Raw genomic sequence first — 18,300 nt, 5'->3', positions numbered from 1 at the left:
GCCGCAACATTTACGCAACGCCCAAGGAGCTGACCCCACCATGACCGTGACGCAATCGCCCCCGCAGCAGGTATTCGCCAGCCTCGGCCGGCCCGATAACCTGCCCGACGAAATCGCACAGCAGGTTCGCCAGCGGATCATGAATGGCGAGTTCGCGCCCGGCGAACGCTTGCCCACAGAATTCGAGCTGGCGGAGATGTTTGCGGTGAGCCGCAATGTGGTGCGTGAGGCGATTGCGCGTCTCAAGCTCGCGGGCTATGTGGATACGCGGCGCGGTGTGGGCACGTTCGTGGCGCAAGACATGGGCTCACGCCGCTTCGAAATCGCACCGGAAGATCTGCTGCAGGCGGATACGTTGGAGCATGTGTTTTCGTTGCGGGTGGAGATCGAGGCGGGTGCCGCCGCAATCGCCGCACAGCATCGCACGCCGGAGCAGTTGGCGCAGTTGGCGTTGGCACTGCGGCAAGTGGACGCCTCGGGCGACGACTGGGAGCAAGGGGCAGCGACGGCTTTGGATTTCCATATGGCGGTGGGCGTAGCGACCAACAACCCCTACTTCATGCAGCTGATGACGCATTTGAGCCACGTGATTCGCGGTGCCGTGCGTACGTTGCGCTATCGCAGCGCGGGCACCGAGCGCATCGAGCAGATCGAGCGCGAACATCATCTTATTTTCAATGCCATCGAATCGGGTGACAGCGACGCCGCACGTCTGGCGATGCGCACCCATCTGACTAACGGGATGCAGCGCTACAAGGCTGCGGATACGAGGACGACACCATGAGCAGTGAACGCATTCTTCAAGGCGAGATTACCGAGAACATCATCGCCGAGAAGCGCGGCGCCATCGGTTGGCTCACATTCAACGATGCCGAACGTCACAACGCCGTGTCGTTTGCGATGTGGGAAGCCGTGCCGATCGTGCTGAATGCCTTTCGCGAAGACGGCGATATTCGTGCGGTGGTGCTCACGGGTGCGGGAACGAAATCGTTTGTGAGCGGCGCCAATATTTCGCAGTTCGATAATCTGCGTTCGGGCGAAGACGCTGTCAAAGCTTATGAAGTGGTGGCCGAAGCGGCGCAGCTGGCGCTGTATGACTTCGAAAAGCCAACGCTCGCGCGCATCCAGGGTTATTGCATCGGCGGTGGGTTGAATATCGCGTTGTGCTGCGATATTCGCGTGGCCTCGCCCGATAGCTCGTTTGCCATCCCCGCAGGCCGCTTGGGCCTTGGATATCGGCTGACGGCCATCCGCAACCTGGTCACCGTGGTGGGGCCGGCCAATGCCCTTGAGATTTTCCTGTCCGCCGCGCGCTACAAGGCCGACGAGGCGAAGGCGTTGGGCCTGATTCAACGCGTGTCGGCGCAAGGCGAGCTGGATGCCGCACTGGAAAGTTATCTGGAGAAGATCCGGGCCAATGCACCGCTTACCTTGAAAGCGGGCAAGAAAATGATTCGCCAGATGCAGCAGCTCGGGCCGCAGGTCGACGTGAAGGCCATGCAGCAAATGGTGTTGGATTGCTTTGCGAGTGAAGACTACGCAGAGGGCAAAAAAGCTTTTGCAGAGAAGCGGGCGCCTGTGTTCAAAGGGCGCTGATCCCCCACGCAGTACCGGGATCACGCAAAAAAGCGTGACCCATCCGGAGACAAAAAAAATGAACGTAAGACAAGTTGGCACGGCACTCGCCGTGGCCGCAGGCCTGTGCACGTCTGCCGCATCCGTCGCGCAATCGACGTTTCCCAATCAACCGCTGCGCATCGTGGTGGGCTACGCCGCCGGCGGCACCACCGATATCCTCGCTCGCGCGCTTGGCGAGCAGTTGGGCAAAGAACTCAAGCAGCCTGTGATCATCGAGAACAAGGCCGGCGCGGCCGGCAACCTCGCCGCGTCGTACGTTCAACAGGCGTCGCCCGATGGCTACACGTTGTTCATGGCGACGGTGTCGAGCCACGGCATCAATCCTGCCGTGTACAAGAAATCGCTGGGCTACGATCCTGTGGGCGGCTTCACACCGGTGAGCATGATTGCGTCGATCCCGTTGGTGCTCGTGACCACGCCAAACTTGCCTGCGAAAAGCGTGGACGAGTTGGTTGCGCTGGCCAAAAGCAAGCCGGGTGAATTGAACTATTCCTCGAGCGGCAATGGTTCTCCGGTGCACTTGGCCGCGGCGATGTTTGCGCAGGAAGCGAAGGTAAACCTGCAGCACGTGCCCTACCGCGGTGGCGCATTGGCCAATACGTCGGTAATGAGCGGAGAAACCCAGCTGAGCTTTGCGACGTTGCCCGCTGCGTTGCCGCAGGTGAAGGCGGACAAGCTGCGTGCGCTGGCTGTGACCACGAAAACGCGATCCTCCGAATTGCCGGATGTGCCGGCGTTGAGCGAAATCGCGATGTTCAAGGACTACGACATCAATACGTGGAACGGGTTGATGGCGCCTGCCGGCACGCCGGCCGACAGGGTCAAGATACTCAATGAAGCCATCGCGCGAGCACTGCAATCGCCGACGCTGCAGCAGCGTTTCAAAGGTGAAGGTGCGACCGCAGGTGCCAGTAGCCCTGAGGAATTGGGCAAGTTTGTGAATGCTGAGTTAGTGCGCTGGGCGGATGTGGTGCAGGCCGTGGATATTCGGATCGAGTAATGCGGGCGTAGGAATTCGCATCTTGCGACGCACCGCGTTGTGATCAGGTCGCGGAAACATGCCATAGGCATGACAGCATCATTAGCTGACGATCGACTTCGGATCACAGTCACGCAAAAAAACGCGGAATGCATCACAGTGCATTCCGCGTCTTCATTCAATCAAACGACTTTGTGATGCCATGGCGCAGCGTCGTCATCAGGTGAATGAGGCACGACGCCTTCGGGCCGCCATTTCACCGGCGGCCCAAAGAGCTTCAATCCACAAACAACATCGCCGGCTGCTCAAGCAATGCCCTCACCGCTTGAATGAATTCGGCCGCATCCATGCCGTCCACCACGCGATGGTCGAAGGATGACGACAGGTTCATCAGCTTTCTCGGCACCACAACCCCGTTGCGATACATCGGGCGCTCGACGATGCGATTCACGCCCACGATGCCAACTTCAGGGTGGTTGATGACAGGCGTGGTGACGATACCACCCAGCGCGCCAAGACTCGTCACCGTGATAGTCGAACCCGACATCTCTTCGCGTCGCACCGATCCACTACGCACGGCTTGCGCCAGACGCGTGATCTCGGACGCCAACGACCACATGTCGCGCGATTCGGCATGCCGAATCACCGGCACCATCAACCCCGCATCGCTTTGCGCCGCAACGCCGAGGTGCACCGCACCAAAGCGCGTGACCACACCGGAGTCGTCGTCAAACCGCGCGTTGATCTGCGGGAAGTCCGGCAACGCCATCACGATGGCACGAATGAGGAACGGCAGGATCGTGAGCTTGCCACGCTTCTCGCCCCATTTCTGGTTGAGCTGCGCGCGCAAGGTCTCAAGATCGGTAACGTCGATCTCTTCCACATAGCTGTAGTGCGGGATGCGGGTCTTGGACTCGACCATCTTCTGCGCGATCTTGCGACGCAAGCCAATCACGGGCACTTGATGCTCGTCGTGGCGTTGCTCGTAGCGATCGTGAACAAAGTCTTCGTCGGCGTAGGAGCGCACTTCGGCGGTAGAGCGAGGCGCAGGCGCAGGAGCGCCCCCGCTTCTCATTGCCGCAGAAGCAGACGCACCAGCGTTCTTCGCCATGTTGGCAGCCGGCGCCGCTGAACCCGTTGCTCCCGCAGACGCAGAAGCAGGGGATGCAGTCTGCGCAGCTTTTCCAGCAAGCAGATGCGCATCGAGATCCTCGTGCTGAATCCGCCCGGCAGGACCTGAGCCTTGAACATCCGGCAGATCGATGCCCAGATCGCGCGCCCGTTTACGCACCGCAGGCGACGCTGCAGATTTCGCGTTAAGAGCGTGCACGTCCGCAGGCTCGTGTCGCTCGACCGGCTTTGCGCTAACAGACGATGCTGCCGATGAAGAACCGTGTGATGCGGATGACGACGCAAGCGATGCAGAAGCAGACGCATCAGCCCGCGACGACGACGTCGAGGACGAACCCGACGCCGAAGAAGCAGACGCCGCCTTCGCACTTTTGGCATTACCACCCGTCACTGCGCCACCATTGGAGGTCGCGCCTTCTGCAACGATGCCATCTGCGGCAACGCTATCCGCGGCAGGCACGTCCACTGGCGCATTGGTGGCCATGTGATCGGCATCGCCCTCGTCGTCATCGGATGCTGTCGCACGGTTGCCCGAGCTGGACGCTGAAGCGCGTGACGTTGCACCGCCCGCAGCCGCCCCACCCTTCTGATTCCCAGCCCCCTCCACCTCCAGGCGAATCAACTCACCGCCCACGGCCATCACATCGCCTTCCTGACCACCCAGCGACACGACAGTACCCACCACCGGCGACGGAATCTCGACTGTCGCCTTATCGGTCATCACATCCGCCAGCGGCTGATCTTCAGCCACCACGTCTCCAACCTTCACATGCCAGCCCGCGAGTTCGACCTCGGCAATACCTTCGCCGATATCCGGCATCTTGATGATATGAATGCCCATGTCAAACCTCCATCACGCGTCGTAATGCATCACCCACTCGACGCGGGCCAGGGAAGTACGCCCACTCTTGCGCGTGTGGGTAGGGGGTGTCCCATCCCGTCACGCGCTCAACCGGCGCTTCCAACGAATAAAAGCAATGCTCCTGCACCAACGAGATCAGCTCAGCACCGAAGCCGCACGTGCGGGTGGCTTCGTGCACTACCACGCAACGGCCGGTCTTCTTTACTGAGGTCACGATGGCGTCGAGATCGAGCGGCCAGAGGCTGCGCAGGTCGATCACTTCGGCATCGATCCCCGTTTCTTCTGCGGCAGCCAATGCCACATACACCGTGGTGCCATACGTGAGCACGGTGACCGCTTCGCCCGGGCGCACGATCGTGGCCTTATCCAACGGCACGGTGTAGTAGCCCTCGGGCACCTGGCTCGAGGGATGCTTGCTCCATGGCGTAACGGGCCGGTCGTGATGGCCGTCGAAAGGGCCGTTGTAGAGCCGCTTGGGTTCGAGAAAAATGACGGGGTCATCGTTCTCGATGCACGAGATCAACAGGCCCTTGGCGTCATACGGATTGGACGGCATCACCGTGCGCAGCCCGCATACTTGCGTAAACATCGCCTCGGGGCTTTGGCTGTGCGTTTGCCCGCCATAGATGCCGCCGCCGCAAGGCATGCGGATCGTCATCGGGGCTTCGAATTCGCCGGCTGAGCGATAACGCAGGCGAGCGGCTTCCGACACGATCTGGTCGGACGCGGGATAGAAGTAGTCGGCGAACTGGATCTCGCACACGGGACGCAACCCATAGGCGCCCATGCCGACCGCCACACCGACGATGCCGCCCTCAGAGATTGGCGTATCGAATACACGCGAGCTGCCGTATTTCGTTTGCAGGCCTTCCGTGCAGCGAAACACGCCGCCGAAGTACCCCACATCCTGGCCGAACACGACCACGTTGTTGTCGCGTTCGAGCATCACATCCATGGCCGAACGCAACGCTTGAATCATGGTCATCGGCTTGGTCGCCTGACCTTCGGCCACTGGCGTCGTGGCCTGACCTTCTTTTTCATGTGCAGACATGGTCAACCCTCCAATTCGCGACGCTGTTGGCGCAAGTGTTCGGGCATCTCTTTGTAGACGTCCTCGAAGATGCTCGCCACACTCGGCACGTGGCCATCGACCAGCGTGCCGTGGCGTTCGGCTTCCTTTTGCGCGGCGATGATTTCGGCTTCCAACGAAGCCCGCAAGGCGTCATGCTCCTCATCGGACCAGATGCCCAGACCAATCAAATGCTTCTTGAAACGCGCGATCGGGTCGCCCAGCGGGTAGTTGCTCCAGTCGTCGCCAGGGCGATATTTGGACGGATCGTCGGAGGTGGAGTGCGGGCCGGCGCGGTAGGTGACCCATTCGATCAAGGTGGGACCTAAACTACGGCGGGCGCGTTCGGCGGCCCATTGCGAGGCCGCATACACGGCGAGAAAATCGTTGCCATCCACGCGCAGCGACGCGATACCGCAACCCACGCCGCGTCCGGCAAAGGTTGCCCCCTCACCGCCGGCAATGGCCTGGAAGGTGGAGATCGCCCACTGGTTGTTGACCACGTTCAGAATGACCGGGGCGCGGTACACGTGCGCGAAGGTCAATGCAGTATGAAAGTCGGCCTCGGCCGTGGCGCCGTCGCCGATCCAGGCGGACGCAATCTTGGTGTCGCCCTTGATGGCAGACGCCATGGCCCAGCCCACAGCCTGGATGAATTGCGTGGCCAGGTTGCCGGAGATCGTGAAGAAGCCTGACTCGCGCACCGAATACATTACGGGCAACTGGCGGCCCTTCAATGGATCGCGCTCGTTGGACATGAGCTGGCACATCATGTCGACCAACGACACTTCACGCGTGAGCAGAATGCTTTGCTGGCGGTATGTGGGAAAGCACATATCCGTCACGTTCAGCGCCATGGTCTGGCCGGTGCCGATGGCCTCTTCGCCCAGGCTTTGCATGTAAAACGAGAGCTTCTTTTGCCGCTGCGCGATGAGCATTCGGGCATCGAAGATGCGCGTTTTGAGCATGGCGCGCATGCCGGCCTTCAACTGCTCATGACTCATCTCGGGCGCCCACGGTCCCACAGCTTTCCCGTCGTCGTCGAGGACGCGGATCAGGCTGTATGCGAGGTCGGCGGTTTCCACAGGAGCGATGTCGATCGGCGGCTTGCGCGCCTCGCCTGCGGGGCTGAGAAGAAGAAAGGAGAAGTCGGTCTTTTGACCCGGCCGCCCAGTGGGCTCGGGCACGTGAAATTTAAGCGATCCGTAGTCACTCATCGATATTGTCTCCGCGCATGATTGTGTCGCACGCTTGATCTTTTGAAGGCGCCACTTTGGGGGATAACCCGCAGTCGCGTCCGCCGAATGACACCCAGGGTGTTGAAGCGCCATCCGAACTCAAGATTAGCAGAAGCGAGTCTTATTGAGGTTTGCGTCTTAAGGATGATGCGGCATGCGCAAGCCGCGCGCCACAACTGACCGATCGAAACATCCCCCTCTTTATTCGCCAAAATGCTTTGTGGCGGCTCAGATAACTCGCGATAATCGTCCGCACCCTTCGCTCGGAGATGCGCGTGCCTGCTTTCCCGGATGACCTGTCATGAATGATCCCATCGCGAATGCCCCTCTTCTGGAGCGCCATCCAACCGGCATGATCCGGGGCACCGCGGCCTTTGTTGCACTGGTGGCGTTGGCGGGCCTCACCCTGAATTTCCTTGCGCTGTTCGAGTCGGCACCCACGGCGGTGTCTGCGATATGGACGCTGCTGCGGTACTTCACGATTACGACCAACCTGATGGTCGCGGTGCTATTCATCGCGATTGCGGTGGCAGGACGAGCGAGCCTGGCGCCCAAGTGGATGGGCTGTGCGGTGCTGTCGATCGTGCTAGTGGGCGTGGTGTACGCCGTGCTGTTGAGCGGGCTGTATCAGTTCACGGGTGGCATGTATGTGGCCGATGTGCTGCTGCACCGGGTGACGCCGATCCTCGTGCCGCTGTTTTGGCTGGCGTTGGTGCCGAAGGGTAATTTCAGATGGCACGACCCATTGATCTGGGCGCTCTACCCGTTGGGGTACTTTGCCTACGCGATGATTCGCGGTGAGGCGGATGGGCAGTATGCGTATCCGTTCATCAATGTGGCGGAGCTGGGTTGGGGGCAGACGGCGTTTAATGCGGTCGCGATCGCAACTGGCTACTTTCTGGTGGGTTCGGCGTTTATCTGGCTGGATCGAAAGCTGGATCGGTAGACCTCTGCCGGGTCAGCGGTCAGCGGGCCGAGAATCCTGCCGCTTGGCACCGCCCGACGCAGGATCGAAGCTGCTGACGTACTATCGGGGCGAATTCTCAATCTTTACCCCCCAGCACGCTCAATGACCCAACCCTCCCCTGTGCAGTTCATCCCCGCCGGCTTTGTTCCCACCGACGAGCAGCGCGCCATTCAACTTTCGCGCAGCCGCGTGACCCTGGTCGCAGCCAATGCAGGTGCCGCAAAAACTACGACACTCGCCTTGCGTATCGGCGAAGCCCTCACCCGCGGACTGCCGCCCGAGGACATCCTGGCGCTCACGTTCACGCCTGAGGCCAAGCAAGTGATGCAGGCGCGACTGGTGGAGGTGGGCATCGCCTACAGCACGGCAAGGAAGATTCGCGTGCAGACAATGGATGAGTTTGCTGCGCGCGTGTTGGGCAATATGGAGGACGCCAAGCCGTTGGCGATGCAGTCGGCACGCGAGCAAAAGGTGCATGCCCTGGCCGCGCTCGAAGACGTGAGCAGCAACTACCCGAGCAAATCGGAACAGCTCGAGATCCGCACGCACAATCTGGCAGTGAGCCAGTTTCTGGAAGCGCTGCTGCGCATGAAGGCCACGATGGCGTTCGATAGCGTGGACGAAGGGCTCGATCTGGAATACATCGCCGAAGACTTGGGCGTGCCGCTCACCGATTATCTGTGGTCGATCGAATATGAGAAGCACCGGCTGGGCACATTCGGCGAAGTGCCGTCGCGCGGGTTCTTCGACGCCACCTACGATCTGGCGCGGGCGCTGCGCGACGATCCTGAAACCATCGAAGCGTTTCCGGCGTATCGCCTGGTGGTGGGCGATGAGCTGCACGATTTGAACGAGGCGTCGTTTCGCATTCTCGAAGCGCTGCTGAAAATGGACAAGCTGTACTTCGTGGGCGTGGGCGATCGCGACCAGGTGATCTATTCGCAGATGGGCGCGGACGAGGCCTATTTGAATCAACGTTTCTCGGCCGTGTTCCCGCAGTGCGCGCATTATCCGTTGACGATGACGTACCGCCATGGGCCGCACCTGGCCTATGCGATGGAGGCGTTCAAGCGCAAGCCGGTGGATTCGAAGCTGCCGATGAAGACCGAGATCAACGTGGTGTTCTATGGGCCGGCGAATGCTGGCGATGGGGGCTCGCACGACGCTGTCGCGCACGCCGACCGCGCCAGTCGCGATACCTCAGAAATGTCCGGCACTGCGGTTTCCGGTGCTGTGACTTCCGGTGCTGTGGTTTCCGGCACTTCAGCGTCCGGTGCTGTGGCCCCCGGTGCTGTCGCGTCCCAATCGCAAGACGCTGTAGATCGTCCCGCATCGGCCAACGCCGTCACCTGCGCCACCCGCGTCGTCGAAGCCATCGCAAAGTGGCGTCGCGACCGCAAGCCGCTCGATGGCATTGCGATTCTGCTGCGCGATAGCCATCAATCCATCGAGATTGAGAACGCGTTGATGCAGGCCGACATCGGCTATCGCACGTTGACGATGAACAGCTATCTGCAGCGCGAAGAGATCTTGTTTTTGCGCGGCATGTTTGCCATCGCGCTGAACAATCTCGAGAAGGTGGCCTCGCCCGCGAGTCGGGAAGCGATCGTCGAATCGTTGTCGATGTTTGGTGAGGTGCCGATGACGCCCGCCGCGCTTGAAGAAGCCAAGACGACGATCGCGCGCGATCCGGGCACGCTCAAGTATTTTTTCGAAGGACAGATTCAGCGCGTGGGCGCGGCTGCGGCCAGTGCGCGTATCGCCCAGGCAGTGGCGTACGTGCAGGCGCTGGAAGCGGATACGCCGGCGTACGTGGCACTGACTGAGATCTGCGAGCGCATCGGCATGGAGGCGCTCGCGCGTCGGGTGTACGTGCATCCTTACGACGCATCGGTGATCGCGAAGTCGGTAGCCGGCTTCATCGAGGCAGCACGCGCATCGGGCAAGAACGTGCGCGACTTTGCGGATTGGATCGGTCAGGCCGATGCGTTCGCGGGCACGCGCAAGGCGCGCGATCTGGTGGCAATCGATTGCGTGGCGCACGCCAAGGGCAAGGAGTTCGATCACGTGATCCTGCCCTACATGGCGGCGAGCGAGTTTCCGAACCCGCTGCGGGCGTTCAAGGAAGAAGAGAACCTGTTTTACGTGGCCGCGACGCGACCCAAAACAAGGCTCACGTTGATTGCGCCGACGGATCCCGCAGCGCGCAGCAGCTTCATCGCCCAGATGCAGTTGGGTGCCACGCGCGGTCGGGCCGACACGGCCGTACGCCGCAATACCGCCGAGCCGCAAGCCACGCAAAGCCGGCGCGACCTGCGCGTGGCCTATGCCGACAAGGACATCGTGAAGGCAATGGGCGCGCAGTGGGATAAGACGCGCAAGGTGTGGTACGTGCCGGGCAATATGGACGTGACGCCGTTTGAGAATTGGTTGGCCGAACCGCCACGCTAGCGCGCGCGACGAGATGCCGGTCGCGCATCGGTGCTCAAGCGCGCTCGCAAAAACGACCAACTTATTGTCACAAGGCCTGGTAATCAGCGTGGCACTCGGCGAAGAATATTCTTTGGAGGGCATAACGATGCGTCGACTGCGATCCATCAGGTATGCGTAACGTCGGCGCCTCGTGATGCGCACTTACCTCCGTCACCGCCCCCCCCGCGCCACCGCGTCATCGCCCCGCCTTCCCCAATCCCAACTTCTCCATCGCTTCCTGCGCGTCGATCGCCATGGCTGCCACTTCGGCCACGGTGATGCGCAGGCTTGTCGCCCGTGCACGCATGTGCTCGTAGGCCTGCACGTCGTTCATGCCTTGGTTGTCCACCAGCACTTTGATGGCCTTCTCAATCATGCGACGCGACTTGATCGTTTCCTCAAGCTTCCTGATCTTGGCTTGCTGCCGCTGCTGAAAGCCTTGTGCGGAGCGGGCCAGCACCAGGGTGCTCAACACGCCGGATGACCGAAATGGCTTGGTGAGCACGCCATGCGCGCTGGTGTCAAGCAACAGCTTTAAGGTGGTTGGGCTTTCGTAATCGGATAGCGCGATCAAGGTCGCGTCGCACGAGCTGGCACACCAGATGCCGCCGCCCGGCAGGTCTTGCGACACATGGAAGAAGATCACGTCTGCGCCTGGGGGTATCTCAAGCGGAAACGGCCACACGATCTGCAGTCGGCAGCCAATGCGCTTGAGCTGCTCGATCAGCAGATCGCGATCTTCGCCTGGGGGATGCACGACGGCCACGCAGATGCTGCGCAGGTCTTCGTAGAGTCGGCGGATGCTGCTCATCGCTATGCGAGCCAGAATTCGGCAAGGCCGAAGCTGCTTAGGTAAGGATCGGGCTTGACGGGTGCGGAGCCTTGCCAGATCACGTCGAATTGGCCGGCCGCGTTGCACATGCCGATGCGGGGGGTGAGCAGGCAGTGATTGTTTTCCGCGTCGATCTCGAGTTGGCCCTCGGGTGAGTCGTACCGCACGGCGTGCGCAGTTCGCACGAGTTTGGCGGTATCCAGGCTGCCGGTGCGCTCGAGCGCGCGGGCGAAGAGGTGCACCTGGTTGTACGCCGTTTCCGACCACGTGCTGGTGGGCCGATCGCCATAGCGGCTATGCCAGAGCGCAGTGAAGCGGCGGTTGCTGTCGTTGTCGAGCGAGTTGAAATAGGTAGCGGCAGTGATGTGGCCTACGCACAATTCCGGCCCGATCAGGCGTATCTCTTCTTCGGCCATCGACAGGCTGGCGATGGGGACGCGCTTGGGGTCCATGCCACTTTCGGCGTACTGGGTGTAAAGCGTGCGCGCCGAGTCACCCACCACGGTGGAGAACACGACTTCGGGCTGCGCGGCCTGGATGTCGCGAATCACCTCAGCCACCTCATCGGGTCCGGCCGAGAGCGGCAAGTACACCTCGTCCAGAATCTCGCCGCCATGTTGCTCGACCATGTCGCGCATCACGCGATTGGATTCGCGCGGGTAGATGTAGTCCGATCCCACCAAGAAGAAACGCGAGCCTTTGTTTTGCAGCAGATACGCCGCCAGCTGCATGCTGTTCTGATTGAGTACGGCGCCGGTGTAGATCACGTTGGGCGAATACTCGAAGCCTTCGTAAAACGAGCAGTACCAGAGCAGGCCGTTGTTGCGCTCGATCACCGGCAAAACCGCTTTGCGGCTGGAGGAGGTACTGCAGCCGAAGATCACGTTCACATCGTCTTCGGTCATGAGGCGCGTGGCGAGCCGGCGGTATTCCTCCGGATCGCTTTTAGGGTCGTACACCACCGGCGCTAACAGCCGATCGAGCACGCCGCCCTGGGCGTTGATTTCCTCGATGGCCAGGGCGGTGCCCAGGAAATGCTCGTTCCCCGTCACACCCGTCACCCCGGTGCGAGAGAACAGAATCCCAATGGGCCAATCCGACGATGCGGGCTTCATAACCGCCATGTGTTTACCTTTTTTTGCCGCAAAGGCCGCTACACGCGTAGATACGCGAAGACGGTTTCAGCGGCGGTTGTGTCGCGTGCATTGCCCTGCTCGACGATCTCGCCCTGCTTGAGCACCATGAACCGATCGGCCACCTGCAGGGCAAACGCCACGTTCTGCTCGATCACCAGCATGGTGGTGCCGTGGGTTTTACGCTCCCACAGCAGCGCCTGCGCCAACCGGTCAATGACCGAGGGCTGCAGACCTTCGGTGATTTCGTCCAAGAGAATAACGGATGGCCGCATCATCAGCGCCCGCGCCACCAGCAACATTTTCTGCTCGCCGCCCGAGAGCGTGCCAGCGTATTGCTTGAGCCGCGTCTTGAACACCGGAAAAATCGGCTCGATGGCGTCGAACCGAGTCGCGAAATCACTTTCGCGCGCAAGCCCGATGCGCAGGTTGTCGCGAATGCTGAGGTCGGCGAAGATGGCCTGCTCTTGCGCGGCATAGGCCACGCCCATGCGTGCCACGCGGTGCGGCGCGGTACGGGTGATGTCTGTGCCGTCGAGCCGCACCTGCCCGCTTTGCTTGGGCAGGTAGCCCATGATGGTTTTGAGCAACGTGCTCTTGCCCATGCCATTCTTGCCCAGCAGCGCCACGGCTTCGCCCGCAGCGATATCGAGCGACAGATCGCGCAGCACCACCGAGGCTTTATAGCCGCTGCTCACACCCTGGAGTTGCAAGCTGCTCATGTCGGCTCCTTCGAGATAGTGGACCGAGGTGGATCTTCTTTTGGCGCTTCCGGCACCGGCTGCGCCGTGCCCGCATAGATGTTGCGCACGAGCTCCGAATTGACCACGTCCTGGAAGCTGCCTTCCATCACCAGTTTGCCTTGATGCAGCACCACAATGCGGGTGGCGATCTGTTCGACGAAGTCGAGATCGTGTTCCACCAGCAGGCAGCACAGGCCGTAGCGATGCGCCAGGGCGCTCAAAATCTCGCCGATTTGCGTGCGTTCATGTTTGCTCAAGCCTGCAGTCGGCTCGTCCAGAAGCACGATGCGGGGCGCCAGCGCGAGCACCATGGCCAGTTCAAGCGCTTGCTGCTCGCCATGCGAAAGATCGCGCGCCACGGCATCGAGCTTGTGGTCAAGTCCCGTGGTGCGCACCACGTCGAGGGCGTAAGCGGGCAACGCCAATACCTGCGAGCGGCGCCAAAGCGATGGCCGCTCAAGCAACGTGCCAGCGATACGCAAGCTCTCGCCCACCGTGAGGCTTTCGAACACATTGGCATTCTGGAACTTGCGGCCCAGTCCGAAGCGTACGCACGCCTGCGGCGACAGGCGGCCGATGTCGTTGCCGCACAGGGCCACCGTGCCGCTGGTGCGGTCGGCGCCATCGCTCATGCAGCGCATCAGTGTGGTCTTGCCCGCGCCGTTGGGCCCGATCAGGCCGACCAGCTCACCGGCACGTGCCGAGAACGAGATGCCCTGCAGCACATGCAGCGATCCGAAGCGGCGGGTGACGTCCTGCATCACCAAGGCGGGCGACGTGTTGGCCGTATCGACTGGGGGCAATGCCCGCTCGGTCAGCGCCGGCGCGGTGGCGGTTCGCCTGCCGAACCCGAAGGGGCGCAGCAGCAACGGTATCAGCCCCTGCGGCAACAACACGATCACCGCGACGAAAGCGCTGCCCAAAATGAGTTGCCAGGCAAACGGCATGCTGCCGCTCAAGTAAGCGCTGGCCACGTTGATGAGCACCGCGCCGATCAATGGCCCCCACAGGGTGCCACGACCGCCCAGGGCAACCCAGATGATGAGTTCGGTACCGAGCACGAAGCCGGAGAGCTCGGGCGCGACCACGCCGCTGAAGGCGCCGTAGCCAAAGCCTGCCAGACCGGCGACGATGCCCATGGCGATCAATAGCATGATCTTGACGCGCGACACGCGGATACCAAGGTACTCGCAGCGCGACTCGTTATCGCGGATGGCGGTCAACACGCGACCGCCGTCGCTGCGCATGGCCAGCCAGGCGAGGGTGCCTACGGCGAGCAACGCGCTGCCCGACACCCAGAACCAGGCCTCGAGCGACCAGTCGAAAGTTTCATAGCCGGTGAGTCCGGAGCTCGAGCCCGTCCACTCGCCACCCGACAGCAGTAATTGCGAAAGAACGATGGGCACCACCAGCGAGATCACGGTGGCGAAGAACGGCGATGCCCCGCGGTAGAACGAGAGCCAGCCCACGAGTGCGGCCAGCAGACCGGTGCACGCGATCGCCGCGCCAACGGCTGCGGCCACCGTGGCAGGCGAAAATCCGTAATGCGTAAAGATCAGCCCGGCCGCGTACGCGCCCACGCCGAAGAAGGCCGACTGGCCGAACGTAAGGTAGCCGGTATAGCCCCACAGCACGTCTACCGTGATGGCGGCGATGGCAAAAAAGAAGGCCTTGATGAGAATGTTCAACAGGTAAGTGTCGAACACGTACGGGCCCACGACGACCAGCGCAACCCCCAGCCCGCCCAGGGCGGCCAGGCCGGCAACCGAGACGGGTTTACGAGGTGCTGCACGCGTGGCAACGGTAGCGTCAGTCATGCGCAAATCCTTTGGGACGAATGCGAAGGGTGAGCGCGGCCAGCACCGCGATGGTCAGTCCGCCCAGCACGGGGCTGAAGTAGATGCTGACCAGTACCTGCGCGGCGCCGAACACCAGGCAGGTCGCCATCAAACTGACCATGGAATGCCCCGACACCATCACAAGCATGAACGCGCTGACGAGCCAGCCCACGCCCATGTTGGGGTCCACGCTGGACAGCGGCGACACCAAGGTGCCGGCCAACGTACCCAGGCCCGCGCCCAGGCTGAAGGTGATGAAGCGAATGCGCCCGGCATTGATGCCGAGCCCGCTCGCCAGCGTTTCGTTCATGATGACGGCGCGGGTGTTGACGCCGAACCGCGTGCCGTTGAGCAACGCGGTCAGCACCCCGCACAACACCACGGCCACCGGGATCAGCAGCAGCCGATACGCCGAATAGCCGGTGCCGGCGAGGGTCCACATGCCGTCCAGCGGCGTATCGGTGAACTGCACTTCACGGCCGAACGCGATCACGATCAGTTGCCCGATGATGATGCCCAGGCCCCAGGTGGCCAGGATCGCGTCCAGCGGCCGCTTGTACAACGGCCTCACTACCAGATACTCGATGATGAGCCCCGCCACCATGCCGCACACGAAAGCGAGCGGCCAGCTCAGCCAGGGATCGAGCTTGAGATGCGTGACCACGTAGCTCACGTAGCCGCCCATCGTGAGCAGCGCACCGTGGGCGAAGTTGACGATCTTCATCACGCCGAAGATCATCATCAACCCGGCCGTGACGATGAACAACATCGCCGCGGTGGTGAGCACATCCAGTAGTAAAGCCATAGTCGTTCTCCAATCGCCCGCAGCGCTTACTTAATGTTCGGGCACTGGGGGCCCGGATCCACGCTCGGGAACGTTTGCAGGATCTTGATCGAGCCGTCGGCCTGCACTTCACCCAGCTGCATGGCCAGCGCCGCATGCCGGCTCTTGTTCATCTGCACCACACCGCGCGGGCCCTTGAACGACACTTCCGCCAACGCGGCAATGACCTTCTCGCTCTCCGTGGTGCCGGCCTTCTCGACCGCCGCCTTGTACAGGAAGAACGCCTCGTACTGCGGTTCCGACAACTCATTCGGCGTCTTCAAGTCGTTGCCGAATTTCTTGGTCATCGCTTCGATGAAGCGCTTGTTTTCAGGCGTGTCGATACTCGTCAGATACGACGCCGACAGATACATGCCGGTGGCCACCACGCCCATGGTCTTCGCCGTGCCTTCGTCGATCGCCAGGTTGCCGTAGGGTTGCTTCAACCCTGCGCCTTGCAGTTGCTTGGCCAGCGAGACGTTGGGCGCACCGCCCGCCGTGGAACTGATGAGCGCATCGGGATTGGCCGACCGAATCTTCGAGACGATCGCCGTCCAGTCGCTGCCGTCCATGGGCAAATACTCCTCGCCCACCACCTTGCCGCCGGTCTGCTCGATGTACTTCTTGGTAAACGACAGCATGCCGCGGCCAAACGAATAATCGCTGCCGATCAGGAAGAACGTCTTGGCCTTCTTCTCTTTGGTGAAGTAGTCCACGACAGGCGCCACCTGCTGCTCCGGCACCCAGCCGTTCACATACATCCACTTGCTGCACGAGCGGCCTTCGTAAAACGACGTGTAGATATACGGCGTCTTGCCGCGCGCCACGATGGGCAGGGCCGCACTGCGGGCCGCGCTCGTTTCCATGCCGATGACGGCATCCACTTTCTTCTGAAAGACCAGTGTGTCGAAGGCCTTCTGTGCACCCACAGCGCCCGAGCCATCGTCGGCGATTTCCAGTTGCACCTGGCGGCCCAGGATGCCGCCTGCGGCATTGATCTCGTCCACAGCCAGTTGCGAAGACTGCACCACGGCGGGCGCCACCACGCTATTGGCACCCGACAGCCCGACGGGCACGCCGATCTTGATCGGCTCTGCCGCCTGTACAGACACCGCCAACAGACTGGCGGCAGCCAACGCACTCAAACGAAACGAAGAAAAGAGAGGGTTCATGATGCTTCCTGTGAGGGAGTTGAGCTCGAGCGTGATCGCTCAGTTGCGGGGCAACGGCCAGCCGGTGCCGAGCATGGGGTCGTAGACATCGTCGCGGCGGTCGCGCATGACGACGTTGAAGGCATTGAGATGCCGCGCACTGCGGGAGTGTTTGAGGTTGATGGGGGCATAGAGAATCTCCTCGGTGTCGTCGCTGGCGGGGCCCGCGAGCGGCCAGCCTTGCGAGCTGACGATCAGGCTCTGGCCGAGAAACGGCTGGCCGCGCTCCACACCCACGCGATCGGCGCACACGATGTTCAGCCCATTGCTGTGGGCGCTCGCCATCGCCAGCGTATTGGCCATCGTGGGATGACGGGCATCCTGCGCGGGCATGGGCACCCAGTTGGTGGGCATGCACACGATGTCTACCCCCTGCATGGCCATGAGGCGATATACCTCGGGAAACCAGCCGTCGTAGCAGATGATGACGCCGAGCTTGCCGTATTCGGTATCGAACACCGGCAGGCCGCGATCGCCCGCCTCGAAGAACAGATGCTCGTCGCCCCAGAGATGCAGCTTGCGGAACGTGCCCAGATACCCTTGCGGCCCGATGACCACCGCAGCGTTGTAGAGGCGTTGGCCATCCTGCTCGGTGATCCCGGCCACGATGTAGATGCCCAGCCGTGCGGCTGCGGCGATCCAGGCCTGGCTGGTGGGACCGGCCGGCACGGGCTCGGCGAGGCTGAACGCCTCAGCGCGGCTGGCGAACACATAACCCGTATTGGCCAGTTCAGGCAGTACAACGATGCGCGCGCCCTGCGCGGCGGCGGTTTCGATGTGCGCAATGGAGCGCGCCACGTTATCGGCTTTGTGGCCCACGCGGCAATCCATCTGGATCGCCGCCACGATGACGTCAGGAAAATCTTCCGCTGCGGGCGTTGGTGAAGACATGAATGCTCCAAGAAAACAAAAAGCCCTCGAGCGCGCACTAGGCACGTTTCGAGGGCTCATATAGCCGGATAGGTGGCGCAGCAATGTTGCTGCGTGGCGGGGACGCTGTTGTCCGCACACCGAGACTCGATTATCGGAACTGCGCCGATCACGTGTCAATCGATGCGTGCTAGGGACATACCCGCATGCAACATACATCTGGCTTGCACATCAACTTGAAATTACATATCGACGCACAACGCATTGCAGGGCGAAGGCCATGCAAACGCAATGAGGGGCATGCCACTCAGAACCGAATTTATGGTTCGCGATCATGCACCGCATCGGTGATTTTTCACGCACTCAATTGGTTCAAAAAACCGCGTCCCTACGGCGTGTTGCACGCTTCCGTGCACGCGTCGAAATCAATCCAGAAAGGTCTTGCGCCGCCAAATTTCGCCAAGCAGAATCGGCCTCTTCTCAATGACTTCAGG

Annotated in this window: 15 protein-coding genes; 5 read left to right on the top strand and 10 right to left on the bottom strand. The window is 61.6% G+C overall.

Annotated features, from left to right (window positions below; all coding sequences use genetic code 11):
• Positions 1-40 precede the first annotated feature (40 nt).
• The 3 genes from EYW45_RS05665 to EYW45_RS05655 are packed head-to-tail and all read left to right on the top strand — an operon-like array spanning position 41 to position 2,638.
• On the top strand, positions 41-784 hold the full coding sequence (locus tag EYW45_RS05665) for a FadR/GntR family transcriptional regulator (protein ID WP_161134369.1): 744 nt from the start codon (positions 41-43) through the stop codon (positions 782-784).
• Positions 781-1,596, top strand: coding sequence for an enoyl-CoA hydratase (locus EYW45_RS05660; RefSeq protein WP_161134368.1), 816 nt, complete (start codon positions 781-783; stop codon positions 1,594-1,596). Before EYW45_RS05665 ends, EYW45_RS05660 begins: the two co-directional genes overlap by 4 nt.
• 58 nt (positions 1,597-1,654) lie before the next feature.
• Entirely contained in the window at positions 1,655-2,638 is a 984-nt protein-coding gene (locus EYW45_RS05655) for a Bug family tripartite tricarboxylate transporter substrate binding protein (RefSeq protein ID WP_161134367.1), read from the top strand.
• A gap of 256 nt (positions 2,639-2,894) precedes the next feature.
• Here EYW45_RS05655 and EYW45_RS05650 read toward each other — a convergent pair whose 3' ends face one another.
• From EYW45_RS05650 to EYW45_RS05640, 3 genes are read right to left on the bottom strand one after another with little or no spacing between them, the layout of a single operon-like run.
• The gene (locus EYW45_RS05650) at positions 2,895-4,589 is read right to left on the bottom strand and encodes a dihydrolipoamide acetyltransferase family protein (RefSeq protein ID WP_161134366.1); all 1,695 of its coding nucleotides are present in this window, start codon (positions 4,587-4,589) and stop codon (positions 2,895-2,897) included.
• 1 nt (position 4,590) lies between these two features.
• Positions 4,591-5,661 carry an alpha-ketoacid dehydrogenase subunit beta gene (locus tag EYW45_RS05645; RefSeq protein ID WP_407924898.1) on the bottom strand — a complete coding sequence of 357 codons (1,071 nt, stop codon included), beginning with the start codon at positions 5,659-5,661 and terminating at the stop codon, positions 4,591-4,593.
• A 2-nt stretch (positions 5,662-5,663) separates the two neighbouring features.
• Positions 5,664-6,896, bottom strand: coding sequence for a thiamine pyrophosphate-dependent enzyme (locus EYW45_RS05640; protein WP_161134365.1), 1,233 nt, complete (start codon positions 6,894-6,896; stop codon positions 5,664-5,666).
• A 322-nt stretch (positions 6,897-7,218) separates the two neighbouring features.
• Between EYW45_RS05640 and EYW45_RS05635 the strand changes: the two genes are divergently transcribed.
• Positions 7,219-7,863: a Pr6Pr family membrane protein gene (locus tag EYW45_RS05635; RefSeq protein ID WP_161134364.1), complete on the top strand. Its 645-nt coding sequence runs from the start codon at positions 7,219-7,221 to the stop codon at positions 7,861-7,863.
• A gap of 123 nt (positions 7,864-7,986) precedes the next feature.
• Positions 7,987-10,335, top strand: a complete 2,349-nt coding sequence (locus EYW45_RS24465; RefSeq protein ID WP_235938861.1) for a UvrD-helicase domain-containing protein — start codon at positions 7,987-7,989, stop codon at positions 10,333-10,335.
• A 217-nt stretch (positions 10,336-10,552) separates the two neighbouring features.
• Here the strand turns inward: EYW45_RS24465 and EYW45_RS05625 are convergent, their stop codons facing one another.
• The 7 genes from EYW45_RS05625 to EYW45_RS05595 are packed head-to-tail and all read right to left on the bottom strand — an operon-like array spanning position 10,553 to position 17,827.
• Positions 10,553-11,167 (bottom strand): ANTAR domain-containing response regulator, encoded by a 615-nt coding sequence (locus EYW45_RS05625; RefSeq protein ID WP_161134363.1) that lies wholly within the window; start codon positions 11,165-11,167, stop codon positions 10,553-10,555.
• Positions 11,168-11,169: 2 nt separating this feature from the next.
• Positions 11,170-12,312, bottom strand: coding sequence for a transporter substrate-binding domain-containing protein (locus EYW45_RS05620; protein ID WP_161134362.1), 1,143 nt, complete (start codon positions 12,310-12,312; stop codon positions 11,170-11,172).
• A 29-nt stretch (positions 12,313-12,341) separates the two neighbouring features.
• Positions 12,342-13,043: a branched-chain amino acid ABC transporter ATP-binding protein gene (locus EYW45_RS05615; protein ID WP_161134361.1), complete on the bottom strand. Its 702-nt coding sequence runs from the start codon at positions 13,041-13,043 to the stop codon at positions 12,342-12,344.
• Positions 13,040-14,881: an ABC transporter permease subunit gene (locus EYW45_RS05610; RefSeq protein ID WP_161134360.1), complete on the bottom strand. Its 1,842-nt coding sequence runs from the start codon at positions 14,879-14,881 to the stop codon at positions 13,040-13,042. Before EYW45_RS05610 ends, EYW45_RS05615 begins: the two co-directional genes overlap by 4 nt.
• Positions 14,874-15,707, bottom strand: coding sequence for a branched-chain amino acid ABC transporter permease (locus EYW45_RS05605; protein ID WP_161134359.1), 834 nt, complete (start codon positions 15,705-15,707; stop codon positions 14,874-14,876). The genes EYW45_RS05610 and EYW45_RS05605 overlap by 8 nt, the downstream gene beginning before the upstream one ends.
• A gap of 26 nt (positions 15,708-15,733) precedes the next feature.
• Positions 15,734-16,897, bottom strand: a complete 1,164-nt coding sequence (locus EYW45_RS05600) for a substrate-binding protein (RefSeq protein WP_161134358.1) — start codon at positions 16,895-16,897, stop codon at positions 15,734-15,736.
• A gap of 39 nt (positions 16,898-16,936) precedes the next feature.
• The gene (locus EYW45_RS05595; RefSeq protein ID WP_235938860.1) at positions 16,937-17,827 is read right to left on the bottom strand and encodes a nitrilase family protein; all 891 of its coding nucleotides are present in this window, start codon (positions 17,825-17,827) and stop codon (positions 16,937-16,939) included.
• Positions 17,828-18,300 lie beyond the last annotated feature (473 nt).

It is taken from the genome of Schauerella aestuarii (assembly GCF_009866805.1).
GTDB classification, from domain to species: Bacteria; Pseudomonadota; Gammaproteobacteria; order Burkholderiales; family Burkholderiaceae_B; genus Schauerella; species Schauerella aestuarii.
The sequence above is the reverse complement of the archived record's forward strand: the minus strand, read 5'-3'. Positions and strand labels throughout refer to the sequence as shown.